This is a genomic window from Vogesella alkaliphila, from assembly GCF_014652475.1.
Lineage (GTDB): Bacteria > Pseudomonadota > Gammaproteobacteria > Burkholderiales > Chromobacteriaceae > Vogesella > Vogesella alkaliphila.
The window spans coordinates 20,575-45,017 of sequence record NZ_BMYW01000008.1 but is presented as its reverse complement, the minus strand read 5'-3'; the positions used below and the strand labels follow the sequence as shown (position 1 = coordinate 45,017).

24 protein-coding genes and 1 tRNA gene are annotated in these 24,443 nt (G+C 61.9%); 5 read left to right on the top strand and 20 right to left on the bottom strand.

Annotated elements, in window-relative coordinates:
- Nucleotide 1: 1 nt before the first annotated feature.
- The 16 genes from IE100_RS12165 to tpiA form a co-directional block, all read right to left on the bottom strand.
- On the bottom strand, nucleotides 2-1,498 hold the full coding sequence (locus IE100_RS12165) for an NADH-quinone oxidoreductase subunit M (protein ID WP_189374549.1): 1,497 nt from the start codon (nucleotides 1,496-1,498) through the stop codon (nucleotides 2-4).
- 41 nt (nucleotides 1,499-1,539) lie between these two features.
- Entirely contained in the window at nucleotides 1,540-3,588 is a 2,049-nt protein-coding gene (gene nuoL, locus IE100_RS12160) for an NADH-quinone oxidoreductase subunit L (RefSeq protein WP_189374547.1), read from the bottom strand.
- A gap of 35 nt (nucleotides 3,589-3,623) precedes the next feature.
- On the bottom strand, nucleotides 3,624-3,929 hold the full coding sequence (gene nuoK, locus IE100_RS12155) for an NADH-quinone oxidoreductase subunit NuoK (RefSeq protein WP_189353537.1): 306 nt from the start codon (nucleotides 3,927-3,929) through the stop codon (nucleotides 3,624-3,626).
- A gap of 19 nt (nucleotides 3,930-3,948) precedes the next feature.
- The gene (locus tag IE100_RS12150; RefSeq protein WP_189374545.1) at nucleotides 3,949-4,590 is read right to left on the bottom strand and encodes an NADH-quinone oxidoreductase subunit J; all 642 of its coding nucleotides are present in this window, start codon (nucleotides 4,588-4,590) and stop codon (nucleotides 3,949-3,951) included.
- 9 nt (nucleotides 4,591-4,599) lie between these two features.
- On the bottom strand, nucleotides 4,600-5,079 hold the full coding sequence (nuoI, locus tag IE100_RS12145) for an NADH-quinone oxidoreductase subunit NuoI (RefSeq protein ID WP_197693963.1): 480 nt from the start codon (nucleotides 5,077-5,079) through the stop codon (nucleotides 4,600-4,602).
- 28 nt (nucleotides 5,080-5,107) lie between these two features.
- Nucleotides 5,108-6,154, bottom strand: coding sequence for an NADH-quinone oxidoreductase subunit NuoH (gene nuoH / locus IE100_RS12140; protein WP_047966930.1), 1,047 nt, complete (start codon nucleotides 6,152-6,154; stop codon nucleotides 5,108-5,110).
- Between the two features lie 2 nt (nucleotides 6,155-6,156).
- Nucleotides 6,157-8,511, bottom strand: a complete 2,355-nt coding sequence (gene nuoG / locus IE100_RS12135) for an NADH-quinone oxidoreductase subunit NuoG (RefSeq protein ID WP_189374544.1) — start codon at nucleotides 8,509-8,511, stop codon at nucleotides 6,157-6,159.
- A 3-nt stretch (nucleotides 8,512-8,514) separates the two neighbouring features.
- The gene (gene nuoF / locus IE100_RS12130; protein ID WP_189374542.1) at nucleotides 8,515-9,810 is read right to left on the bottom strand and encodes an NADH-quinone oxidoreductase subunit NuoF; all 1,296 of its coding nucleotides are present in this window, start codon (nucleotides 9,808-9,810) and stop codon (nucleotides 8,515-8,517) included.
- Nucleotides 9,810-10,310, bottom strand: coding sequence for an NADH-quinone oxidoreductase subunit NuoE (gene nuoE, locus IE100_RS12125; protein WP_189374540.1), 501 nt, complete (start codon nucleotides 10,308-10,310; stop codon nucleotides 9,810-9,812). Before nuoE ends, nuoF begins: the two co-directional genes overlap by 1 nt.
- Nucleotides 10,310-11,563, bottom strand: coding sequence for an NADH-quinone oxidoreductase subunit D (locus tag IE100_RS12120; RefSeq protein WP_189374538.1), 1,254 nt, complete (start codon nucleotides 11,561-11,563; stop codon nucleotides 10,310-10,312). Before IE100_RS12120 ends, nuoE begins: the two co-directional genes overlap by 1 nt.
- Nucleotides 11,556-12,149 (bottom strand): NADH-quinone oxidoreductase subunit C, encoded by a 594-nt coding sequence (locus IE100_RS12115; protein ID WP_047966925.1) that lies wholly within the window; start codon nucleotides 12,147-12,149, stop codon nucleotides 11,556-11,558. Before IE100_RS12115 ends, IE100_RS12120 begins: the two co-directional genes overlap by 8 nt.
- Before the next feature lie 9 nt (nucleotides 12,150-12,158).
- On the bottom strand, nucleotides 12,159-12,635 hold the full coding sequence (locus IE100_RS12110; protein WP_047966924.1) for a NuoB/complex I 20 kDa subunit family protein: 477 nt from the start codon (nucleotides 12,633-12,635) through the stop codon (nucleotides 12,159-12,161).
- Nucleotides 12,626-12,982: an NADH-quinone oxidoreductase subunit A gene (locus IE100_RS12105; protein ID WP_047966923.1), complete on the bottom strand. Its 357-nt coding sequence runs from the start codon at nucleotides 12,980-12,982 to the stop codon at nucleotides 12,626-12,628. Before IE100_RS12105 ends, IE100_RS12110 begins: the two co-directional genes overlap by 10 nt.
- Before the next feature lie 93 nt (nucleotides 12,983-13,075).
- Nucleotides 13,076-13,161, bottom strand: a tRNA-Leu gene (locus IE100_RS12100).
- Between the two features lie 18 nt (nucleotides 13,162-13,179).
- Entirely contained in the window at nucleotides 13,180-13,524 is a 345-nt protein-coding gene (gene secG, locus IE100_RS12095; RefSeq protein ID WP_047966922.1) for a preprotein translocase subunit SecG, read from the bottom strand.
- A gap of 1 nt (nucleotide 13,525) precedes the next feature.
- Nucleotides 13,526-14,272 carry a triose-phosphate isomerase gene (tpiA, locus tag IE100_RS12090; RefSeq protein WP_189374718.1) on the bottom strand — a complete coding sequence of 249 codons (747 nt, stop codon included), beginning with the start codon at nucleotides 14,270-14,272 and terminating at the stop codon, nucleotides 13,526-13,528.
- Nucleotides 14,273-14,418: 146 nt separating this feature from the next.
- Here tpiA and pstS point away from each other — a divergent pair, with 146 nt between their 5' ends.
- The 5 genes from pstS (at nucleotide 14,419) to IE100_RS12065 (ending at nucleotide 19,877) form a co-directional block, all read left to right on the top strand.
- A complete protein-coding gene (gene pstS, locus IE100_RS12085; protein ID WP_189374535.1) occupies nucleotides 14,419-15,456 on the top strand; it encodes a phosphate ABC transporter substrate-binding protein PstS in 1,038 nt (345 codons plus the stop codon).
- Nucleotides 15,457-15,535: 79 nt separating this feature from the next.
- Nucleotides 15,536-16,498: a phosphate ABC transporter permease subunit PstC gene (pstC, locus tag IE100_RS12080; protein ID WP_189374533.1), complete on the top strand. Its 963-nt coding sequence runs from the start codon at nucleotides 15,536-15,538 to the stop codon at nucleotides 16,496-16,498.
- Between the two features lie 56 nt (nucleotides 16,499-16,554).
- On the top strand, nucleotides 16,555-17,427 hold the full coding sequence (pstA, locus tag IE100_RS12075) for a phosphate ABC transporter permease PstA (RefSeq protein WP_189374531.1): 873 nt from the start codon (nucleotides 16,555-16,557) through the stop codon (nucleotides 17,425-17,427).
- A 13-nt stretch (nucleotides 17,428-17,440) separates the two neighbouring features.
- Nucleotides 17,441-18,205, top strand: a complete 765-nt coding sequence (gene pstB / locus IE100_RS12070; protein ID WP_189374529.1) for a phosphate ABC transporter ATP-binding protein PstB — start codon at nucleotides 17,441-17,443, stop codon at nucleotides 18,203-18,205.
- A gap of 223 nt (nucleotides 18,206-18,428) precedes the next feature.
- The gene (locus IE100_RS12065; protein WP_189374527.1) at nucleotides 18,429-19,877 is read left to right on the top strand and encodes an inorganic phosphate transporter; all 1,449 of its coding nucleotides are present in this window, start codon (nucleotides 18,429-18,431) and stop codon (nucleotides 19,875-19,877) included.
- A gap of 76 nt (nucleotides 19,878-19,953) precedes the next feature.
- On the opposite strand, the gene recG is transcribed toward IE100_RS12065, so the two are convergent.
- The 4 genes from recG to IE100_RS12045 form a co-directional block, all read right to left on the bottom strand.
- Nucleotides 19,954-22,002: an ATP-dependent DNA helicase RecG gene (gene recG, locus IE100_RS12060; RefSeq protein WP_189374526.1), complete on the bottom strand. Its 2,049-nt coding sequence runs from the start codon at nucleotides 22,000-22,002 to the stop codon at nucleotides 19,954-19,956.
- An 88-nt stretch (nucleotides 22,003-22,090) separates the two neighbouring features.
- Entirely contained in the window at nucleotides 22,091-22,522 is a 432-nt protein-coding gene (locus IE100_RS12055) for a DUF2147 domain-containing protein (RefSeq protein ID WP_189374525.1), read from the bottom strand.
- A 137-nt stretch (nucleotides 22,523-22,659) separates the two neighbouring features.
- On the bottom strand, nucleotides 22,660-23,403 hold the full coding sequence (locus IE100_RS12050; RefSeq protein ID WP_189374524.1) for a metallophosphoesterase family protein: 744 nt from the start codon (nucleotides 23,401-23,403) through the stop codon (nucleotides 22,660-22,662).
- A 64-nt stretch (nucleotides 23,404-23,467) separates the two neighbouring features.
- Nucleotides 23,468-24,313, bottom strand: coding sequence for a PhzF family phenazine biosynthesis protein (locus tag IE100_RS12045; protein ID WP_189374523.1), 846 nt, complete (start codon nucleotides 24,311-24,313; stop codon nucleotides 23,468-23,470).
- Between the last annotated feature and the right edge of the window lie 130 nt (nucleotides 24,314-24,443).

Below are 24,443 nucleotides of genomic sequence, written 5' to 3'. Positions count from 1 at the left end.
CTTAGAGCTTGCTTTGCGCAACGTGCGCGATCAGTTCATTGACAGACAGGTGCATCTTCTCAACGAACAGCTGCGGGTACAGACCCATGCCCAGTACGGTCACGGCCAGGATCACCAGAATCAGGAATTCACGCTTGTTGACGTCCTTCATCTCTTCCACGTGGTGGTTGTCCACATCACCGAAGATCACGCGCTTGTACATCCACAGGGTGTAGGCGGCACCGAAGATCAGGGTGGTGGCGGCCAGCGCAGCGACCAGGAAGTTCACCTGCACGGCGCCCATGATCACCATGAATTCGCCGACGAAGCCGGAGGTGGCAGGCAGACCGGAGTTGGCCATGCCGAACAGCATCATGAAGGCGGCGAAGATCGGCATCTTGTTGGCGACACCGCCGTAGTCGGCGATGTTGCGGCTGTGCACGCGGTCATACATCACGCCGATGCAGAAGAACATCGCGGCGGACACAAAACCGTGGGACACCATCTGTACCAGTGCACCCTCCACCGCCCACGCATTCATCTGGCTGCCGGTGAACAGGAACATGCCCAGGGTCACGAAGCCCATGTGCGAAATGGAGGAGTAGGCCACCAGTTTCTTCATGTCGGTCTGTACCAGGGCCACCAGACCGATGTACACCACCGCCACCAGCGACAGGCCGACCATGATCGGTGCCAGCTCGATCGAGGCATCCGGCACGATAGGCAGGGCAAACCGCAAGAAGCCGTAGGCACCGATCTTCAGCGTGATCGCCGCCAGCACCATGGAACCGCCGGTCGGCGCTTCCACGTGGGCATCCGGCAACCAGGTGTGCACCGGCCACATCGGCACTTTCACCGCGAACGACAGGAAGAAGGCGATGAACAGCAGGATCTGCACCTGCAGCGGGATCTGCTTCAGGGCCTGGAAGGCCTGGATGTCAAAGCTCTTGCCGGCCTGGAAGTACAGGTAGATGAACGCCACCAGCATCAGCAGCGAACCCAGCAGGGTGTACAGGAAGAACTTGATCGAGGCGTAAACGCGACGCGGACCGCCCCACACACCGATGATCAGGTACATCGGGATCAGCATGCCTTCGAAGAACACGTAGAACAGGATCGCGTCCAGCGCGGCGAAGGCACCGTTGATCAGGCCGGACATGATCAGGAACGCGGCCATGTACTGTGCGGTGCGCTTCTGGATCACTTCCCAGCCGGCCAGGATCACCATCAGCGTGGTGAAGCTGTTCAGCACGATGAACAGCATCGAGATGCCGTCCACCCCCAGGTGGTAGTTGATACCGAGGGATTCGATCCACGGCATGTTTTCGACAAACTGCATGCCGCCATGCAGGTTGTCGAACTGCGTAAACAACGGGAGCGATACCAGGAACCCCAGCACGGCACCAGCCAGCGCCAGCCAGCGCGCCAGCGGTGCGCGCTGGTCGCCACCGGTCGCCAGCACCAGCAGGCCGGCTACGATGGGGGTCCAGATCACCAGACTCAAAGGATTAGCAAACATATCGAGAACCTAATTTGTTATATCGATTCCGGTACCGATCCTTAACGGAGGATCAGCGGCTTGAACCAGTACGTCATCAGAACCAGCACCCCGATGATCATCACCGCAGCGTAGCTGTAGATGAAACCGGTTTGCAGCTTGCGGACCGCTCTGGATACCGAGCCGACCAGACGGGCACTGCCATTCACCAGCAAGCCGTCGATCAGCAGCATGTCACCGACTTTCCAGAAGAAAGTGCCCAGTGCGCGCGAACCTTTGGCAAACACGGCGAAGTACAGCTCGTCCATGTAGTACTTGTTCTCGAGTAGCGTGTGTACGCCGGAGAATTTCTGCTTGATGGCTGCCGGAATGTGCGGCGCCTTCATGTAGAAGAACCAGGCCAGTGCCACACCGGCGGCGGCCAACCAGAACGGCAGGGTCACGAAGGCGTGCAGGCCCATGGCCATCGCATCGTGGGCGTGGTGCATCGCCGCTTCCAGACCCGGATGAGCCTCCAGGTTGGTGAAGATCACGCCGTTGAAGAACTCACCGCCGACCAGCGGATGGATGGCGAAAAAGCCGATCAACACCGATGGAATCGCCAGCAGAGCCAGTGGCAGGGTCACCACCCACGGCGACTCGTGCGGCTTGTCGTTCGGGCCCAAGCCATGGTGGTGGTCACCGGACGGCTCTTCGTCGTCGTGGTCACCGTGATGCTCGTGGTGGGCGTGGTTCTCCATCCAGCGTTCCTTGCCGTGGAAGACCAGGAAGTACATGCGGAAGGAGTAGAACGCGGTCACGAACACACCGGCGATCACGGCAAAGTAGGCAAAACCGGAAGCCGACAGATTGCTGCTTTCCACGGCCAGGATGATGGAATCCTTGGAGTAGAAGCCGGAGAAGAACGGGGTACCGATCAGCGCCAGCGAACCCAGCAACGAGGTGATCCAGGTAATCGGCATGTACTTGCGCAGGCCGCCCATATTGCGCATGTCCTGGTCATGGTGCATGCCCATGATCACGGAACCGGCGCCAAGGAACAGCAGCGCCTTGAAGAACGCGTGCGTCATCACGTGGAACATGGCCACCGAGTAGGCGGAAGCGCCCAGCGCCACGGTCATGTAACCCAGCTGAGACAGGGTGGAGTAAGCCACCACGCGCTTGATGTCGTTCTGCACCACGCCCAGGAAACCCATGAACAGCGCGGTGATCGAGCCGGCCACCATCACCACGTTCAGTGCGGTATCCGACATTTCGAACAGCGGGCTCATGCGCGATACCATGAAGATACCGGCGGTCACCATGGTCGCCGCGTGGATCAGCGCGGAGATCGGGGTCGGGCCTTCCATCGAGTCAGGCAGCCACACGTGCAGCGGGAACTGTGCCGACTTACCCATCGCGCCGATGAACAGCAGGATGCAGGTCACGGTCAGCAGCGACCATTCCACGCCAGGGATGATCTGGATGGTCTTGCTGGCCAGCGCCGGTGCCGCAGCGAACACGTCGCTGTAGTTCAGCGAACCGCCGAAGTAGGCCAGAACCAGGCCGATACCGAGCAGGAAGCCGAAGTCACCCACGCGGTTGACCAGGAAGGCCTTCAGGTTGGCGAAGATCGCGGTTGGACGCTTGAACCAGAAGCCGATCAGCAGATAGGAGACCAGACCCACCGCTTCCCAACCGAAGAACAGCTGGATGAAGTTGTTGGACATCACCAGCATCAGCATCGAGAAGGTAAACAGCGAGATGTAGCTGAAGAAGCGCTGGTAACCCGGATCTTCGTGCATGTAGCCGATGGTATAGATGTGCACCATCAGCGACACGCTGGTCACCACCACCAGCATCATCGCGGTCAGCGAGTCAACGAGGAAACCGACGGAGAACTCGAAACCGCCGACCGTCAGCCAAGTGTATACAGGGGCATTGAATACCTGGGTGCTGCCGTCGAGGAAGCCCTTCAGTACGCCAATCGAGAGAACCGCCGAAACTGCCACGCCGAGAATGGTAACAACGTGTGCAGCACGGCGACCAATCGCCCATCCAAACAGGCCTGCAATGACCGACCCCACCAGTGGTGAGAGCGCAATCAGCAGGTATAAGCTCTTCATATCCATGTTTGTCGTGCTTTTTAAAGTGGTATCCGGTTGCCTTAGCCTTTGAGGCTGCCCAAGTCTTCTACGTTGATGGTGTCCAATTTACGGAACAGCACCACCAAAATCGCCAGACCAATCGCCGATTCTGCTGCGGCAACGGTAAGGATGAAGAAGACGAAGATCTGCCCAGCCGTATCAGACAGATAGTGCGAAAACGCGATGAAGTTGTAGTTCACCGCCAGCAACATCAGTTCGATGGCCATCAGCAGGATGATCAGGTTTTTCCGGTTCAGGAAAATACCCAGTACGCTGATGGCAAACAGGATGCCGGCCAGAACCAGGAAGTGTGTGAGTGAAAGCACGTGTCCTCCTAATCGGCCGTCAGGCCTGTTGCTCGTTGATGTCAGAAGCAGAGTCCGCTTCAGGCTTGACCGCCTGAACCTGAACCATGCGCACGCGGTCATTACGACGCACCCGCACCTGCTCCGCCGGATTGATGTACTTGCTGTCAGCACGCTTGCGCATGGTGATGCCGATGGCGGCAACCATCGCTACCAGCAGCACGACCGCCGCCGCCTCGAATGGCAGCAGGTAGACGGTATACAGCTGACGCCCCAGTTCGCGCACGTTGCTGGCATCGGCCGCAACCGCAGGACCAGCCTGGAAGCCGGCAAGGTTGGCCTCCGGGCTGGACAGGATCAGCACCATTTCGGCCACCATCACCAGCGCCACGGTACCGGCCAGCGGGAAGTGCTGCCAGAAGCCTTCGCGCAGCTTCTCGATGTTGATGTCCAGCATCATCACCACGAACAGGAACAACACCATCACCGCACCGACATAGACCAGCACCAGTGCGATGGCGAGGAACTCCGCCTGCAGCAACAGCCAGTGGCCGGAGGCGGTAAAGAACGCCAGCACCAGATACAAGGCTGCATGAACCGGGTTCTTGGCCGTCACCACGCGGAACGCGGCGACGATCAGGATCAGCGACAGCACATAAAACACAACAGCTTGAAAGCTCATGTCTCCCCCTTAGCGATACTTGGCATCAGCAGCCTTGTTGGCCGCAATTTCAGCCTCGTACTTGTCACCCACCGCCAGCAGCATCGGCTTGGTGTAGTAGAGGTCGCCACGTTTTTCGCCGTGGTATTCAAAAATGTGCGTTTCCACAATGGCGTCGACCGGGCAGGCCTCTTCGCAGAAGCCGCAGAAGATGCACTTGGTCAGGTCGATGTCGTAACGCGAGGTACGACGGGTACCGTCGTCGCGCTGTTCCGACTCGATGGTGATGGCCATTGCCGGGCATACCGCCTCGCATAGCTTACAGGCGATGCAACGCTCCTCACCGTTGGCGTAACGGCGCTGGGCGTGCAAGCCACGGAAGCGCGGCGAGATCGGGGTCTTCTCTTCCGGGAACTGGACGGTGATCTTGCGGGCGAAGAAGTGACGACCGGTCACCATCAGGCCCTGCACCAGCTCCACCAGCAGGAAGGTTTTGAAAAAATTTCGGATCATTTCCATGCTATTCATCCAATCCGTATCAGTTCCACAGCGACAGTGGGCTCATCATCCAGGCGCCGACAACCAGCACCCAAACCAGCGATACCGGGATGAAGATTTTCCAGCCCAGACGCATGATCTGGTCGTAGCGATAGCGCGGGAAGGTGGCACGGAACCACAGGAACAGGAACAGCACCAGGGAAATCTTGGCCAGCAGCCAGATCACGCCGGACGCGCCCAGCGCACCCCACGAAGCCGGGAACGGCGACAGCCAGCCGCCCATGAACATGATGGCGGTCAGTGCCGACACCAGGATCATGTTGGCGTACTCCGCCAGGAAGAACACGGCGAAGGCCATGCCCGAGTATTCCACGTGGAAACCGGCCACGATTTCCGACTCACCTTCCGCCACGTCGAACGGCGCACGGTTGGTTTCGGCGACACCGGAGATCAGGTACACCAGGAACAGCGGGAACAGCGGCAGCCAGTTCCACGACAGCACCGAACCACCGCCGATGCCGTGGCCCTGCTGGTTGACGATTTCGACCAGGTTCAGGCTGCCGGACACCATCAGCACGCCGACCAGCGCGAAGCCCATCGAAATCTCGTAGGACACGATCTGGGCCGAGGAACGCAGTGCGCCCAGGAAGGAGTACTTGGAGTTACCCGCCCAGCCGGCCACGATCACGCCGTACACACCCATCGAGGTGATCGCCATGATGAACAGCAGCGACGCGTCGATATTGGCCAGCACCATGGTGTCGGTGAACGGGATCACTGCCCAGGCCGCCAGCGCCGGCATGATGGACAGTACCGGTGCCACCAGAAACAGACCCTTGCTCGACTTGGTCGGCAGGATAATCTCTTTCATCAGCAGCTTCACGCCGTCAGCCAGTGGCTGCAGCAGCCCTTTCGGGCCGACACGGTTGGGGCCGATACGGATCTGCATGTAGCCGATCACCTTGCGCTCTGCCAGCGTCAGGTAGGCCACACCGATCATCAGCGGGGCAACGATGGCCAGAATCTTCAGCAGTGTCCACACCGCCAGACCGGCCTCGGTCCCCAGCAAGTTTTGCAGCAATTCCATGATTATCCTCGCTTGATCTGAATCGGTTCGAACAGACCACCCAGTGCCTGCGTTGCCGGATGGGCAGCAGCGACACGGACCGCACCGGCGGCAACGGCAGCGTCGGCTACCAGTTGCAGGCGAACTTCGGCCTCACCCTGGCTGACGATGGCAGGCTGACCTGCTTCCAGACCCAGTTTGGCGATGTCTTGCGGGTTGAGGGCAATCACGGGCGCGGCGGCCGCGGCGGTCTTCTGCAGCGAGTCGGCACGGCGGCAGATGGCATCGGCCTGATACAGCGGCACCTCACCGAGTCGCACCAGCGCGTCGCCGGCCGCAACGTTGGCCGCAACAGTGCTCAGCTGGTTGTTCAGTGCCGCGGCGATGTCGCCCTGCGCCAGCAGTTCGGCGCGCACGTCTTCCGCGCTGTTGAAGTCGAAGCCGGACAGGTTGAGCATGTTACCCAGTACGCGCAGCACTTTCCAGGCCGGACGGGTCTCGCCCAGCGGACGCACCACGCCGTTGAACGGCTGCAGCTTGCCTTCCATGTTGACGAAGGAACCGGCAGTTTCGGAGAACGGCGCGATCGGCAGCAGCACGTCGGCGTAGTCCAGCAACGCTTCACCCTTGAATGCGGTCAGGGCAATCACGGTGGCGGCCTGCTTCATCGCGGCAACGGCCTGCTGGCTGTTGTAGGCGTCGGCTTCGATCTCGCTGTTGAGCAGGACATAAGCCTTGCGCGGCGCGGCCAGCATTTCACTCGCGGCGAGACCGGCGGTCACGGCCTTGCCCATCGGGCCACGTTGCGGGTTGACACCGGCAATGTCGGCACCGACGCTGTTGGCGGCTTCGGCTGCGATACCGAAACGGGCACCAGTCACGCGGCCGATTTCCTGGGCCAGCGACAGCAGCTCGGCAAACGCCGGGTGATGCTGAGCCACGTTGCCCAGCACCACGGCGGCGGATTCGGCGGCGCACAGGCTGTCGGCAATCGCGCGCGCCTCGGCTCCAACGTTGGCCGCAGACAGGTCGAGCATGGTCGACGCGGACTTGATTTCCACCGCGGCTTTCAGCACCTGGGCCAGCGCGTTAACAAGGGCCAGTGGCGATACGATCAGCTTGGCGTTGACGCGGGTCAGCAGGTCGTCGTCGCTGGTATGGATCACGTTCAGTGCCATGCCCTTCTTGACGGACTGACGCAGGCGTGACGCCAGCAGCGGCTGCTCCGTGCGCTGGGTGGAACCCACCATCAGCACCGACTTGGCCGCCAGCAGTTCGACGATGCTGGAGCCGAGCCACAGCGCGCCCTGCTGCGCAGCGGCGACACGCTTGTCGCTGCGACGCAGCGCGGCATCGATATTGTTCACGCCGAAGCTGCGCGCCAGTTTCTGCGCCAGGTATAGCTCTTCGGTGGTGCTGTGCGGGCTGGCCAAGAAGCCGATGGCGTCCTTGCCGTGGTCGTTGGCCACGCCGTTGAGGCCCTTGACCACGTAGTCCAGTGCCGTCTGCCAGTCGGTTTCGTGCCACTTGCCGTCAAACTTGATCATCGGCTTCTGCAGGCGCGCGGCGCTGTTCAGGCCTTCGTACGAGAAGCGGTCGCGGTCGGCGATCCAGCACTCGTTGATGTCTTCGTTTTCCAGCGGCAGTACGCGCATCACCTGGTTCTGCTTGACCTGAACGATCAGGTTGCTGCCCAGACCGTCGTGCGGGCTGACCGACTTGCGGCGCGACAGCTCCCAGGCACGGGTGGCGTAGCGGAACGGTTTGGAGGTCAGCGCGCCGACCGGGCACAGGTCGATCACGTTGCCGGAGATTTCGGAGTTCACGGTCTTGCCGAGGAAGGGCAGGATTTCCGAGAATTCGCTGCGGTTGGCCATACCGATTTCTTGGTAGCCACCAATCTCTTCGGTAAAGCGGACGCAGCGGGTGCAGTGGATGCAGCGGCTCATTTCCTCGGCGGAAACCAGCGGCCCCATGTCCTTGCCGACCACGGCGCGTTTTTCTTCCTGGTAACGGGAAGAGGAATTGCCGTACCCCACGGCCAGATCCTGCAGCTGACACTCGCCGCCCTGGTCGCAGATCGGGCAATCCAGCGGGTGGTTGATCAGCAGGAATTCCATCACGCCAGCCTGGGCCTTCTTGGCCAGCGGCGAGGCGGTATGCACTTTCATGCCGTCGGTTACCGGTGTGGCACAGGCCGGCAGCGGCTTCGGTGCCTTCTCGACTTCCACCAGGCACATGCGGCAGTTGGCCGCAATGGACAGCTTCTTGTGGTAGCAGAAGTGAGGAATATGTGTACCAGCGGTATGGGCAGCATCCATGATGGTGATGCCCTGATTGACCGTCAGTTTTTTTCCGTCGATTTCGATTTCAAGCATCGCTCAACACCATTTGTGATCCACCAAGGCCTTCTTGTGCTTAATGAGATGTTCAAACTCATTGCGGAAGTGCTTGGTGAAACTACGAACAGGGAACACGGCTGCGTCAGCCAGGGCGCAAATCGTGCGGCCCGCCATATTGTTCCCGACAGATTCCAGCAACTCCAGATCGCCGTCGCGGCCTTCGCCGTTGGCGATGCGATGGATCACCTTGTACAGCCAGCCGGTGCCTTCACGGCATGGCGTGCACTGGCCGCAGGACTCTTCGTGATAGAAGTAGGCCAGACGCTCCAGCGCCTTGACCATGCACACGTCCTCGTTCATCACGATCACGGCACCGGAACCCAGCATCGAACCGGCCTTGGAAATACTGTCGTAATCCATGGTCAGTTCCATCATCACCTCGCCCGGCAGCACCGGTGCGGACGAACCGCCCGGGATCACCGCCTTCAGCTTCTTGCCGTCCTTCATGCCGCCGGCCATTTCCAGCAGCGTGGCGAACGGGGTGCCCAGCGGGATCTCGTAGTTGCCCGGACGGTTGACGTGACCGGAGATGGAGAACAGCTTGGTGCCACCGTTGTTCGGCTTGCCCGCTTCCAGGAACTTCTGGCCGCCGTCACGGATGATGAACGGCACGGAGGCGAACGACTCGGTGTTGTTGATGGTGGTCGGCTTGCCGTACAGGCCGAAACTGGCCGGGAACGGCGGCTTGAAGCGCGGCTGGCCTTTCTTGCCCTCCAGCGATTCCAGCAGCGCGGTTTCTTCGCCGCAGATGTAGGCGCCGTAGCCGTGGTGCGCGAACAGGTCGAAGCTGAAGTCGGTGCCGAGGATGTTCTGTCCCAGCAGACCGGCCTTGCGTGCCTCGTCCAGCGCCTCTTCGAACAGCTCGTAGGCCTCGAAGATTTCACCGTGGATGTAGTTGTAACCCGCCTTGCAACCCATCGCGTAGCCGGCAATGATCATGCCTTCGATCAGCGCGTGCGGGTTGTAGATGATGATGTCGCGATCCTTGAACGTGCCCGGTTCGCCTTCGTCGGTGTTACAGACCACGTACTTGTCACCGGGGAAGGAACGCGGCATGAAGCTCCACTTCAGGCCGGTCGGGAAACCTGCACCGCCACGACCACGCAAGCCGGAGTTCTTCACTTCGGCGATCACGTCTTCCTGGGGGATCTTGTTATCAAGAATTTTCTTGAGGGCCTGATAGCCACCGCGAGCCATGTAGGCCTCGAGGCGCCAGCAGTCCGGAGCGGCGGTGTCCACGCCCTCGAAAATCACGCCATTGACGAAAACTGCCATTATTCCAACTCCGCCAGTTTCTTATCGATAGCTTCGCGCGTCATGAAGCTGCACATTTTGTGGTTGTTCACCAGCAGTACCGGTGCATCACCACAGGCGCCCATGCACTCCCCTTCCAGCAGGGTGAACTTGCCGTCGGCGGTGGTTTCACCGATACCGATACCCAGCTTTTCGCCGATGTAGTGCGCGGCATTGACGCCGCCTTGCAGTGCGCAAGGCAGGTTGGTGCAGACGGTCAGCTTGTATTTGCCGACCGGCTTCATGTCGTACATGTTGTAGAAGGTGGCGACTTCGTAGGCGGCAACCGGCGGGATCCCCACGTAGTTGGCCACGAATTCGATCACGTCGGCATTGAGGCAGCGCTCTTCCGGCGTGTTGCCGGTTTCATGACGCTCGACCAGTGCAATGCGCAACGCGCCCATGATGGCAGACCGGAACTGGTCGGCAGGATACTTGGCCAGTTCGCGGTCAATTTTTGCAAGCGATTGTGCGGATAGCATCAGCGGTCGATCTCCCCAAATACCACGTCCTGCGTACCAATGATCGCGACAACGTCGGCGATCATGTGGCCACGAGACATTTCATCCAGACTGGCCAGATGGGCATAGCCCGGCGCACGGATTTTCAGACGATAAGGTTTGTTGGCGCCATCGGACACCAGATAGATGCCGAACTCGCCTTTTGGATGCTCTACAGCGGCGTAAGCTTCGCCTTCCGGCACATGCATGCCTTCGGTGAAGAGCTTGAAATGGTGGATCAGCTCCTCCATATTGCTCTTCATGTCTTCGCGGCTAGGCGGGGCGAACTTGTGGTTGTCGGTGATGACCGGACCCGGGTTGGCCTTCAGCCACTTCACGCACTGCTGGATAATGCGGTTGGACTGGCGCATTTCCTCGACACGCACCAGATAGCGGTCGTAGCAGTCGCCGGTGACGCCGACCGGAATGTCGAACTCCATGCGGTCGTACACGTCGTACGGCTGCATCTTGCGCAGGTCCCAGGCGATGCCGGAACCACGCAGCATCGGACCGGTCATGCCCAGGTTCTTGGCACGCTCCGGAGTCACCACGCCGATACCGACGGTACGCTGCTTCCAGATACGGTTGTCGGTGAGCAGGGTCTCGTAATCGTCTACACAGGCTGGGAAACGGTTGGTGAAGTCTTCGATGAAATCGAGCATCGAGCCCTTGCGGGTTTCGTTCAGGCGCGCGATTTCCTTGGCGTTGCGGATCTTGGACGCCTTGTACTGCGGCATGCTGTCCGGCAGGTCGCGATAGACACCGCCCGGACGGAAGTAGGCCGCGTGCAGACGGGCACCGGAGACCGCCTCGTAGCAGTCCATCAGGTCCTCGCGCTCGCGGAACGCGTACAGGAACATGGTCATCGCACCGATGTCGATGGAGTGCGCGCCGATCCACAACAGGTGGTTGAGTATACGGGTGATCTCGGCAAACATCACGCGGATGTACTGGGCGCGCTCCGGCACGTCGATGCCGGCCAGCTTTTCGATCGCCAGACAGTAGGCGTGCTCGTTGCACATCATCGACACGTAGTCGAGACGGTCCATGTACGGCAGCGACTGGATGTAGGTCTTGCTTTCGGCCAGCTTCTCGGTGCCGCGGTGCAGCAGGCCGATATGCGGGTCGGCACGCTGTACCACTTCACCGTCCAGTTCCAGCACCAGGCGCAACACGCCGTGCGCGGCCGGGTGCTGCGGACCGAAGTTCAGGGTGTAGTTACGGATATCAGCCACCGTAGTTCTCCTCGCGAATGATGCGTGGGGTAATCTCACGCGGTTCGATGGTGACCGGCTGGTAGATCACGCGCTGCTGAGCTGCGTCGTAGCGCATTTCGACATGACCGGACAGCGGGAAGTCCTTGCGGAACGGATGACCGACAAAACCGTAGTCGGTAAGGATGCGACGAAGGTCCGGATGGCCTTCGAAGATGATGCCGAACAGGTCGAACGCCTCGCGCTCGAACCAGTTGGCGGTATTCCAGATTTCCACCACGCTCGGCACGACCGGGAAATCGTCATCTTCCGCAAACACGCGCACACGCAGGCGGGTGTTGTGCGTCAGGGACAGCAAATGATAAACCACCGCAAAACGCGGACCGTCTTGTGGTTGGTCTTGATAGGTGCTGTAGTCCATGCCGCAGACGTCGATACACTGTTCGAACGCCAGCTCTGGGTGATCGCGCAATGTGGTCATTGCTTCGGTCACGTTCACGGATTTACAGACGATAGTCAGCTCGCCGAGCGCGATCTTGGCCGATACAACCTTGTCGCCAAGCACACGCTCTACCGCCGACTTGAGCACTTCCATTCTGGATGCCATGGTTTAACCTCAGCGGGCGATAGTATTGGTACGCTTGATCTTGTTCTGCAGCTGGATGATGCCGTAAAGCAACGCCTCTGCAGTCGGCGGACAGCCCGGCACATAGACATCAACCGGAACAATACGATCACAGCCGCGAACGACAGAATAAGAGTAGTGATAGTAGCCGCCACCATTGGCACAGGAGCCCATGGAGATCACCCAGCGTGGTTCGGCCATCTGGTCGTACACCTTGCGCAGGGCCGGAGCCATCTTGTTGCACAGGGTGCCAGCGACAATCATCAAATCGGACTGACGTGGGCTAGGACGGAACACGATACCGAAACGGTCGAGGTCATAACGGGCGGCACCCGCATGCATCATCTCCACCGCACAGCAGGCCAGGCCGAAGGTCATCGGCCACAGGGAACCAGTACGGGTCCAGTTAATGAGCTTGTCAGCCGTAGTGGTGACAAAGCCCTTTTCAAGAACGCCTTCTACTCCCATTCCAGAGCTCCCTTTTTCCACATGTAGACGAAACCGATGGTCAGCACCGTGATGAACTCAATCATGACGCCGAAGCCATACATGCCCAGTTCTTTGAGCACAACCGCCCACGGAAAGAGAAAGGCAATTTCCAGATCGAAGAGAATGAAAAGAATGGCGACCAGGTAGTACCGGACGTCAAACTTCATACGCGCGTCTTCAAACGCTTCGAAGCCGCATTCGTATGGAGAAAGCTTTTCAGGATCAGGACGATTCGGGGCCAACAGCCACCCCAGAAGCAATGGACCGACGCCAACCAGCAGGCCGACGACAACGAACATCAGAATGGGAAAGTAATTTTGCAGCATTTCCCGCGCACCTCTAAAAGAAAGGAGGTCAAAGACCTCCTTGGCTCCAAGTAAAACAGGCCACCGGTTTCCCGATGGCCTGTTTTTTGAATGTGGTGCCGACAGTGAGACTCGAACTCACACAGCCTATGGCCACTACCCCCTCAAGATAGCGTGTCTACCAATTCCACCATGTCGGCACTATACAAACTCAATTTTTACTCTGGAATCACAGAACCAGAGGCCTTGCTCTTATCAGCGTCGCTCGGGAGTGGCGATGCGGACTGGCTGGACACCCCACCCATCACGCCCAATTCCGTCTTGGCCGAGGAGTGAAAGAAACCAATAACCATCAAGGACGAGAAGAATACGACCGCCGCAATCGCGGTAGCCCTACTCAGAAAATTCGCGGAACCGGTGGCACCAAACAGACTACCCGATGCACCACTACCGAAAGCAGCACCCATGTCCGCACCCTTGCCATGCTGCATCAGGACAAGGACGATGATCGCCAGCGCAGAAACCAACATGGCGACGAGTGCTAATGTATTCAGAAGTTCCATACTATACCGTTTTTTTAGCAGCCTGGCAAATTCGCCCAAAGCTCTCAACATCTAAAGATGCCCCGCCAACCAAGGCGCCACCGACACTTTGCAGCGAAAAAATCGCATCCGCATTGTCCGCCTTGACGCTGCCTCCGTAGAGGACGCGAATACTATCAGAAGCCCCATGGCATTGCAACAAAGTCGCCCGGATATATTGGTGCACGTCGTCGATCTGTTCGACGCTGGCAACCTTGCCGGTACCGATCGCCCAGACCGGCTCGTACGCGACCACGTAGTCGCGACCGGCCAGCGCGCCCAACACCGCCAGTTGCTCGGCAATCACCGCCTTGTAGGCGTCGGCTTCACGCTCGGCCAGGGTCTCGCCCACGCAATAAACCGGGATCAGGCCGGCGGCAACGGCCGCCTGCAGCTTGCGCGCCAGCAAGGCGTGATCTTCGGCAAAGTACTGGCGGCGCTCGGAGTGGCCGATCAGCACGTAGCGGCAGCCGACATCGGCCAGCATCGCGGCGCTGACTTCGCCGGTGTAGGCGCCATCCTTGTCAAAGGCGCTGACATCCTGCGCCGCCAGCGCGATATTGCTGCCGGCCAGCAAGGCAGCGGCCTGGCCAAGATAGGCAAACGGCGGCGCCACCGCCACCTGGGCCGCCTGCACCGCCGCATCGGCCCGCAGTGCGTCGATCAGTGCAAGGTTGGCCGCAAGCCGTCCGTTCATCTTCCAGTTGCCGATTACCAGTTTGCCCGTCATGCCGAATACCCCGAGTGCTGTTTTTAATGGGCAAATTATATCAGCGGGTACTACATTGCTGTGCATGGTCATGACTGTAATATTTCTGCAAAGAGCCTCCCTTAGGATGCGCACATCGAAACAAGTCGTGAACTCTAGGAGCAAGCATGAAACACTCTATTCGTTGGGCTACCACGCTGGTGGTTTCCGGTTTTGTTGCAAGCAATGTGTTTGCGGCCGACATCACCGGCGCTGGCGCCACCTTCCCTTACCCGCTGTACGCCAAATGGGCGGAAGCGTACAAGGCGCAGACCAACAACAACATGAACTACCAGTCCATCGGTTCCGGCGGCGGCATCAAACAGATCCAGTCGAAGACCGTTGATTTCGGCGCCTCCGACATGCCGCTGAAGCCGGAAGAGCTGAACAAGCACGGCCTGACGCAGTTCCCGACCGTGATCGGCGGCGTGGTACCGGTCGTCAACGTGCCGGGCATCGGCGCCGGCCAGCTGAAACTGACCGGCCCGCTGCTGGCCGACATCTACCTCGGCAAGGTGGCCAACTGGAACGATGCCGCCATCGGCAAGCTGAACCCAGGCGTGAAGCTGCCTGACCAGAAGATTACCGTGGTACGCCGCTCCGACGGCTCCGGCACCACCTTCATCTTCACCAACTACCTGTCCAAGGTATCGCCTGAGTGGAAAACCGCCATCGGCGAAAACACCGCGGTAAACTGGAAGACCGGTGTCGGCGGCAAGGGCAACGAAGGCGTGGCTAACTACGTGACCCGCATCAAGGGTTCCATCGGCTACGTGGAATACGCCTACGCCAAGCAGAACAAGATTGCACACGCCCAGGTACAGAACGCCGCCGGTACTTTCGTGAACCCGGACGACAGCACCTTCAAGGCCGCCGCGGCCAACGCCGACTGGGCCAAGGCACCAGGCTTCTACCTGATCCTGACCAACCAGCCGGGCAAGGACAGCTGGCCGATCTCCGGCGCCACCTTCATCCTGATGCACAAGAAGCAGGACAAGCCGGAGCAGGCACAGGAAGCGCTGAAGTTCTTCGACTGGGCCTACAAGGGCGGCGACACCATTGCCAGCCAGCTTGACTATGTGCCAATGCCTGCCAATGTGAAGACGGTAATCCGCAACAGCTGGAAGCAGATCGCCGCCACCTCCGGCGCCCCGGTCTGGAAGTAATCTGCAGCCGCAGGACTGAAGTACAAGCCGGGGAGAGACTCCTCGGCTTTTTGTCTGCCAATCAGACCAAGAGATTTTCATGGAAAAACTAAGCAACAGCGCCAACCTGAAACGTCAGATGATGCTGGATTCGCTATTCCGCATGACCACCCGGTTTTTTGCCTTCCTGGTGCTGGCCCTGCTGGTCGGCATCCTGATCTCGCTGGTCATCGGCGCCATGCCCAGCATCCGGCACTTCGGCTGGGGCTTCCTGACCAGCACCGAATGGGATCCGGTAACGGAAAACTTCGGCGCGGTGGTGCCGATCTTCGGCACTCTGGTCACCTCCTTTATCGCGTTGCTGATCGGGGTTCCGGTCAGCTTCGGCATTGCCATCTTCCTGACCGAGATCTGCCCGCCGCTGCTGAAGCGCCCGCTGGGCATCGCGGTGGAACTGCTGGCCGGTATCCCGTCCATCATCTACGGCATGTGGGGCCTGTTCGTGTTTGCGCCGCTATTCGGCGACCACGTGCAGCCATGGATCATGGAAAACCTCGGTGAATGGCCGCTGATCGGCTTCCTGTTCCAGGGCGCGCCGATGGGCATCGGCATCTTCACCGCCGGCCTGATCCTCGCCATCATGGTGATCCCGTTCATCGCCTCGGTGATGCGCGACGTGTTCGAAGTGGTCCCGCCGATGCTGAAGGAATCCGCCTACGGCCTGGGTGGCACCACCTGGGAAGTGATCCGCAACGTGGTCCTGCCGTACACCAAGACCGGTGTCATCGGCGGCATCATGCTGGGGCTGGGCCGTGCGCTGGGCGAGACCATGGCGGTCACCTTCGTGATCGGCAACTCCACCAACCTGTCCAGCAGCCTGTTCGATCCCGGCAACTCGATTGCCTCGGCCCTGGCCAACGAGTTCGCCGAAGCCACCGGCGAATTCCACATGGCGGCGCTGATCGAGCTTGGCCTGATCCTGTTCTTCATCACCTTTGTCGTACTGTCCTGCTCCAAGTTGCTGCTGCTGCAACTGAAGAAGCAGGAAGGCCGTAATTCCTGAGCGGGAGCACGATGACTACCACCCTGACCGCCCGTTCGCCCAACACGGATCGCACCATGTCGGCACGCCCAAGCAAAAATTCGCGCAACAACGCCATCTACGCCCGGCGCCGTTTCGTCAACGGCTTCAACATGACCGCCTCGCTGCTGGCGATGGGGTTCGGCCTGTTCTGGCTGGCGTGGATCCTGTACACCCTGCTCGTGCACGGCCTCGCCGGCATGAGCGTAGACGTGTTCACCAAGATCACGCCTCCGCCCGGCTCCGAGGGCGGCCTGATCAACGCCATCGCCGGCTCGCTGAAGATGACCTTCTTCGGCACCCTGCTCGGCACCCCGATCGGCATCCTCGCCGGCGTGTACCTGGCGGAATTCGGCGAGCGCGGCTGGCTGGCACCGGCCACCCGCTTCATCAACGACATCCTGCTGTCGGCGCCGTCCATCGTCATCGGCCTGTTCATCTACGAGATGTACGTGGTGACCATGGGCCACTTCTCCGGCTGGGCCGGCGCGCTGGCGCTGTCGCTGCTGGTGATTCCGGTGGTGGTGCGCACCACCGAGAACATGCTGCGCCTGGTGCCGAACAGCCTGCGCGAAGCGGCAATCGCCCTCGGCGCCCCGCAGTGGAAGGTGACCATGTACGTGACGCTGCGCTCGGCCAAGGCCGGCGTGATCACCGGCATCCTGCTGGCGGTGGCGCGCATTTCCGGCGAGACCGCGCCGCTGCTGTTCACCGCGCTGAACAACCAGTTCTGGAGCGGCATGAACCAGCCGATGGCCAACCTGCCGATCGTGATCTTCCAGTTCGCGATGAGCCCGTACGAAGACTGGCACGCCCTCGCCTGGGCCGGCGCCCTGCTGATCACGCTCAGCGTACTGACCCTGAACATCGTTGCCCGCTGGCTGGGCAGTCAGAAATCCCAATCTCATTAAGGCTTGACGCACCATGAACGAACAAGCAATCAAGCTCAAGGTAAAAGACCTGAACTTTTACTACGGCAACTTCCTCGCGCTGAAGAAGGTCAACCTCGACATCCCGGCCGGCAAGGTCACCGCCTTCATCGGCCCGTCCGGCTGCGGCAAATCGACGCTGCTGCGCACCTTCAACCGCATGTTCGAGCTGTACCCCGGCATGCGCGCCGAAGGCGAGATCCTGCTCGACAACCAGAACATCCTCGCCAAGTCGGTCGACGTGAACATGCTGCGCGCCAGCGTCGGCATGGTGTTCCAGAAGCCGACGCCGTTCCCGATGTCGATCTACGACAACATCACCTTCGGCGTGAAGCTGTACGAAAACCTGTCGCGCAGCGAAATGGACGATCGCGTGGAGTGGGCGCTGCGCAAGGCGGCGCTGTGGAACGAGGTGAAGGACAAGCTGAAGCAGTCCGGTAACTCGCTGTCCGGCGGCCAGCAACAGCGGCTGTGCATCGCGCGTGGCGTCGCCACCCGCCCGGAAGTACTGCTGCTGGACGAGCCGACCTCGGCGCTGGACCCGATCTCCACCGCGCACATCGAAGAACTGATCCACGAACTGAAGCAGGACTACACCATCGCCATCGTCACCCACAATATGCAGCAGGCGGCCCGGGTCTCCGACTACACCGCCTACATGTACCTGGGCGAGCTGATGGAATTCGGCGCCACCGACGATATCTTCACCGCGCCCAAGCGCAAGGAAACCGAAGACTACATCACCGGCAAATTCGGCTGAATATTACTGTTTTATTACAGCCCTTCCGATGCCTCCAGAACGGAGGCATTTTTCTTTTCAAATCAAGCCACTAAACCCTGCCAAAATACAACACTGTCAAGGCGAAAACTCATGCCTTTGGCACATTTCAAACGCAGCTCAAAAAGATTGTTACAAGCTCTTGACGTGTCATCTGCCAACCCCAAGAATCCCGCCTTTCTGATAACGCCTGACACATCAAATCATGCTGGAACTTCTTTCGGGACTCGACACCCTGCTCGCAATCACGCTGGTGCTGTCGATCACCTTCGTGCTCGCCTTTGAATTCATCAACGGCTTTCACGACACCGCCAACGCCGTGGCGACCGTCATCTACACCCAGTCGATGAAGCCGCAGACCGCCGTGCTGCTGTCCGGCCTCTTCAACTTCCTCGGCGTGTTCTTTGGCGGCCTGGCCGTGGCCTACGCCATCGTCAACCTGATCCCGACCGACCTGCTGCTGAACATCAACTCGGCGCAGGGCATGGTGATGGTGTTCGCACTGCTGACCTCCGCCATCGTGTGGAACCTCGGCACCTGGTACTTCGGCATCCCGGCGTCCAGCTCGCACACCCTGATCGGCGCCATCCTCGGCGTCGGCATCGGCAACGCGCTGCTGACCGGTGACTCCATCGTCAACGGCATCAACTGGAGCAAGGCCATCGACGTGTTCCTGTCGCTGTTCCTGTCGCCGCTGTTCGGCGCCGGTCTCGCCGGCCTGATGCTGTTCACGCTGCTGAAGCTGCGTCCGCTGTCCAACATCCACAAATCGCCGTTCCAGCGCCAGCAGATCGAAGGCCGCAAGCATCCGCCGTTCTGGGCACGTTTCATGCTGATCGTATCGTCGATGGGCATGAGCTTCACCCACGGCTCCAACGACGGCCAGAAGGGTGTCGGCCTAGTGATGCTGGTGCTGATCGCGCTGGCGCCTGCCCACTTTGTGGTCAACCTCGAAGCCGAACCGATCCAGATCGAGCACACCAAGATCGCCGCCATCCAGCTGAAAGAGCTGTACCAGCGCAACCAGGTCATCATCGACCTGAAGTACCCGGTGAAGGGCAACCACCAGTGCGAACCGTCGAAGGTCGTGGAAGAAACCGGCGCGCTGCTGAGCGCGATCGGCGACGCCAAGTCGTTCCAGAACCTGCCGGAAGCGCAGCGCTGGGACGTGCGCACCCAGCTGATCTGCCTCACCGACGGCGCCAAGAAGATCAGCAAGGTGCCGGGCATCAACGACGTTGACCAGAAGCAACTGAAAGGCATCCAGAAAGACCTGGCCCAGACCACCGAATACGCCCCGACCTGGGTGATCGTCGCCGTGGCGCTGGCCATCGGCCTAGGTACCATGGTCGGCTGGAAGCGCGTGGTCAACACCGTGGGCGAGAAGATCGGCAAGAAGGACATGACCTACGCGCAGGGCATGGCGGCGCAGACCATGTCGGCCGTCTCCATCGGCCTGGCCAGCGTGATCGGCGCACCGGTGTCCACCACCCAGATCCTGTCCAGTGCCGTCGCCGGCACCATGGTGGTCAACCGTTCCGGCGTGCAGCTGTCCACCATCAAGACCATCCTCACCACCTGGGTGCTGACCCTGCCGGTGAGCATGGGTCTGGCGATCAGCCTGTACTACGTCGGCGTGAAGCTGTTCGTGTAAGCGCGACACTGCAAACGACAAGGGCTGCCCGCGGGCAGCCCTTTTTCATGGCAGCAAGGTTGGCCGCAAGCCGACCTCAGGCCTTGAGGAAGTGCTCGCGCCCGGCCAGCCAGCGCACCAGATGCGCGTGCGCGTACTGCGGCCAACCTTGCAGCAGCTGCGGCGCCAGTTCGCGCGCCGCCTCCAGCAGCTCGATGTCGGCCTCCAGGTCGGCAAAGCGCAGCATCGGCAGGCCGCTCTGGCGCGCGCCGAGGAATTCGCCGGGGCCGCGGATGTTCAGGTCCTGGCGCGCGATCTCGAAGCCGTCGGTGTTCTCGTAGATCACCTTCAGCCGCGCCTTGGCCAGCTCCGACAGCGGCGTCTCGAACAGCAGCACGCAGCTGCTCTTCGCCGCGCCGCGCCCGACGCGGCCGCGCAGCTGGTGCAGCTGCGCCAGGCCCATGCGCTCGGCGTGCTCGATCACCATCAGGCTGGCGTTGGGCACGTCGACGCCGACCTCGATCACCGTGGTCGCCACCAGCAGCTGCAGCTCGTTGCGGATGAAGCGGCCCATCACCTCGGCCTTCTCCGCCGCCTTCATGCGGCCGTGCACCAGCCCGACCCCCCACTGCGGCAGGTCTTCCACCAGCACCGCGTGGGTATCGACCGCGGTCTGCAGCTGCAGCGTTTCCGACTCCTCGATCAGCGGGCACACCCAGTACACCTGGTTGCCCTCGCGGCAGGCCTTGTCGACGAAGCGCACCACCTCGTCGCGACGGTCGGCGTTGATCAGCTTGGTGACGATGGGCGTGCGCCCCGGCGGCAGCTCGTCGATCACCGACACGTCGAGGTCGGCGTAGAAGCTCATCGCCAGCGTGCGTGGGATCGGCGTCGCCGACATCATCAGCTGGTGCGGCTCGGCGCCCTTCTGCTGCAAGGCCAGGCGCTGGCCGACGCCGAAGCGGTGCTGCTCGTCGACGATCACCAGCCCCAACCGTGCGAAGCTGACGTCGTCCTGGAACAGCGCGTGGGTGCCGACCGCCAGCCGCGCCTCGCCACTGGCGATACGGGCGGCCATCTCGCCGCGCGCCTTCTTGCGCAGGCTGCCGGACAGCCACGCCACCTCGATGCCCAGCGGCGCGAGCCAGGCGGCCAGTTTCACGTAGTGCTGCTCGGCCAGGATCTCGGTCGGCGCCATCAGCGCCACCTGGAAACCGGCCTCGATCGCCGCCAGCGCCGCCATCGCCGCCACGATGGTCTTGCCGCTGCCGACGTCCCCCTGCAGCAGGCGGTTCATCGGGTGCGGCAGCGCCAGATCGGCGACGATCTCGGCCAGCACCTTCTGCTGCGCGCCGGTCAGCGCGAACGGCAGGTTGGCCGCAAGCCGCGCGCGCAGGCTGCCGTCGCCGGCGATCACCGGCGCACGGCCCTGCCGCCGCGCGCGGTAGGCCAGCCGCATCGACAGCTGCTGCGCCAGCAGCTCGTCGAACTTCAGCCGCTGCCACGCCGGCAGGTTGCCGTCGGTGAGCTGGGTGGCGGAGTACTCCGGCCCGGGACGGTGCAGCAGCTGCACCGCGTCGGCGAACGGCATCAGCCCCAGGCGGCGGCGGATGTCGTCCGGCAGCGTCTCCGGCATCGGCTGCGCCTTCAGTTCGCCGTGGATCAGGCGGCGCAGCACCGGCTGGGTCAGGCCATTGACCGTCGGATAGACCGGGGTCAGGCTGTCGGCCAGCGGATCGCCCTCGTGCACCTCGCGGATCTTCGGGTGCACCATCTCGTCGCCGAAGAAGCCGCGCCGCACCTCGCCCAGCGCCCGCACGCGGCGACCCTTGGCCAGCTGCTGCTGGGTGCTGCCGTAGAAGTGGATGAAGCGCAGCACCAGCTTGCCGCTCTTATCCTCAATCTGCACCACCAGCTGCCGCCGCGGGCGGAACTGCACCTCGCACTGCGTCACCTCGCCCTCCACCAGCACCGCCTGGCCGTACGGCGCCTGGGCGATCGGGTAGAGGTGGGTCTCGTCCTCGTAACGCAGCGGCAGGTGCAGCACCAGGTCGAAGCGACGGCGGATGCCGAGCTTTTCCAGTTTCTTGGCAGTGGCGGGCGCAGCCAGCGGCGGCTGGCCGGCGATATCGGCAGGAGAGTTCATGGGCGCATTGTACCCATGCAAAACGGGACAGCCCAAGCTGTCCCGTCGATTGCGGCACGGCGCGGCCGCGATGGCCGCGGCGGCCGGCTTACTGGCGTTCCCAGGTCTGGGTGCGGCCCAGCAGCGCCATGCCGATGAAGCCGCGCACTTCCAGCTTCTTGCCGGCCTCGGCCAGCTTGGCCTTGGCGCTGTACACCTTGCCGGATTTCGGGTCGAGGATCTTGCCGCCCTCCCAGCCGTCACCGCCCTTTTTCAGGCCGGTGAGGATGGTCATGCCGACCACCGGCTTGCCCTTCAGCGGGCCCTCGCACTTGTCGCAGACCGCGTCCGGATTGGCGAACAGCTTCACGATGCGACCGGACAGCTCGCCGCCGGCGCTTTCGCTGATTTCCACCAGCGCCTTGGCCTGCTTGGTCTCGTCGTCGATGGTTTTCCAGGTGCCGCCGGCACCGGCGGCCAGTGCGGCCTGGCTGGCCAGCAGCAAGGCGGTGATGGTAGCGAGCTGGTTTAGTGTCTTCATGATGCGTCTCTCCCTCGTGTTGTCCGGCGCCGGCACCCCTCATGCCTTTTTCAAACGCCAGTTTGGTGTCACGACTCTAACCCTGATACGCAAATCGTTCAATCACTTGTATGAATTTCGGGCGGCAATAGCCGGCGCTAGGTCGCCATGCCGCTGTTCAGCCAGGCGGCCCAATCCGGCCGGCCGTTGTCTGCCGCCCGTTGCGCCGCCTGTTGCCAGTCGTAGGCAATTCGCAACAACTGTACCTGCCAGCCCGCCGCCACCCGCTCGGCAATGGCGTAACTGGCGTGCGGCGCGCCGGTCTGCACCCGGTGGTAGCCGCCGTCGCTGTCGTCGTAGGCCGGCAGGCCCACGCTGCCCGGATTGAGCAGCAAGGGCCCGTCCGGCAGCTGCAGCAGGCGCGGCATGTGGCTGTGGCCGCACAACACCAGCGTGGCGCTGGTCTGCCCCAGCCGCTGCGCGACGGTGTCGCGGCTGGCCGGCACCAGGTTGGCCGCAACGATGTCGTCCAGCAGGTACTGCAGGTCGCTGTGCGGGCTGCCGTGGGTCAGCTGCACGTCGCCCAGCCGCAGCGCGCCGGGCAGCGACGCCAGCCAGGCGCGCTGCAGCGGCGAGGTCTGCTCAAAGGCGTACTGGTCGGACGGGCCGCCGGGCTTGTTCTGGCAGGCCAGCAACTGGCGTTCGTGGTTGCCGGCGATGGTCGGCAGGTTCAGGCCCATCAGCAGGTCGGCGGTTTCCGACGGCCACAGCGGACCGGACAGGATGTCGCCCAGGTTCACCGCGTGGCGGACGCCGCGGCCGTGCATGTCGGCCAGCACCGCCTGCAAGGCCGGCAGGTTGCCGTGGATGTCGGAGAGGACGGCAAAACGATCGGGCAGCATGACGAGTTCTCCCAGTGACAAAGCGGCCGGCTGGCCGCTTGTCGATAGTGGCAAGCCGTAACGCTCAGGGCAAGCGGAACATGCCCTCGCTCAGCGCCTGCACCTTGCCGCCCACCTGCACCGTGCCGGCGGCATCCACGTCCAGATACAGCACATTCGGCCGCTGGATCGCCTCGCCCTGCTCGATGCGCCACGACAGCGGCGCCAGACCGTTCAGCGCGCACCAGCCGCCGAGGTTGGCGCAGGCGCTGCCGGTGCCCGGGTCCTCGATGACGGCGCCATGCTGCTCGAAGAACAGCCGCACGGTGGCGACGTTGTCCGCCACGTGCCACAGGTAGGCGATGCTGCGACCGGGGCGCAGCGTGGCGTGGCGCAGGAACAGCTCGTGCACCGGCCGCGCCGCCAGTACCGCCTCGCGGCTGGCCAGGCGGATCAGCAGCTGCTCGCTGCCGGCGTTCACCCACATCGGCGCGGCGGCGATGTCGCCGGCGGCGATACCCAGCATGGCGGCGGCATCGGCGGCGGCAAGGTTGGCCGCACGCTGCGTCGCCGGCACCGCGGTGAGGCGGAACACGCCATCCTGCAAGCGGATCGGGATCAGCCCGGCCCGGGTGCGCAGCGAAAAGGCCTCGCCCGGCCCCTGCAGCGCGTGCAGCACCGCGGCGCTGCCGATGGTGGGGTGGCCGGCGAACGGCAGCTCGTAGCTGGGGGTGAAGATGCGCAAGCTGGCGGCGGCCTCGGCATCACCCGGCAGCAGGAACACGGTTTCCGACAGGTTGAACTGGCGTGCGATCAGCTGCATGTCGTCGTCCGACAGGCCGCTGGCATCGGTAAACACCGCCAGCGGGTTGCCGCCGAAACGGCTCTCGGCAAACACGTTGACGATCTGGTAGGCATAACTGCGGCTCATGGGGGTTCCTGTCTATGGCGGCGCCGTACGGCGAAGGCGACCATTAGGCCACAGCCCGCGGCACGGGCAGAAGCATGCCATTGGAAACAGCCTGTTCTGCCGGCGGCGATAATGTTGCCGCATACTGGAT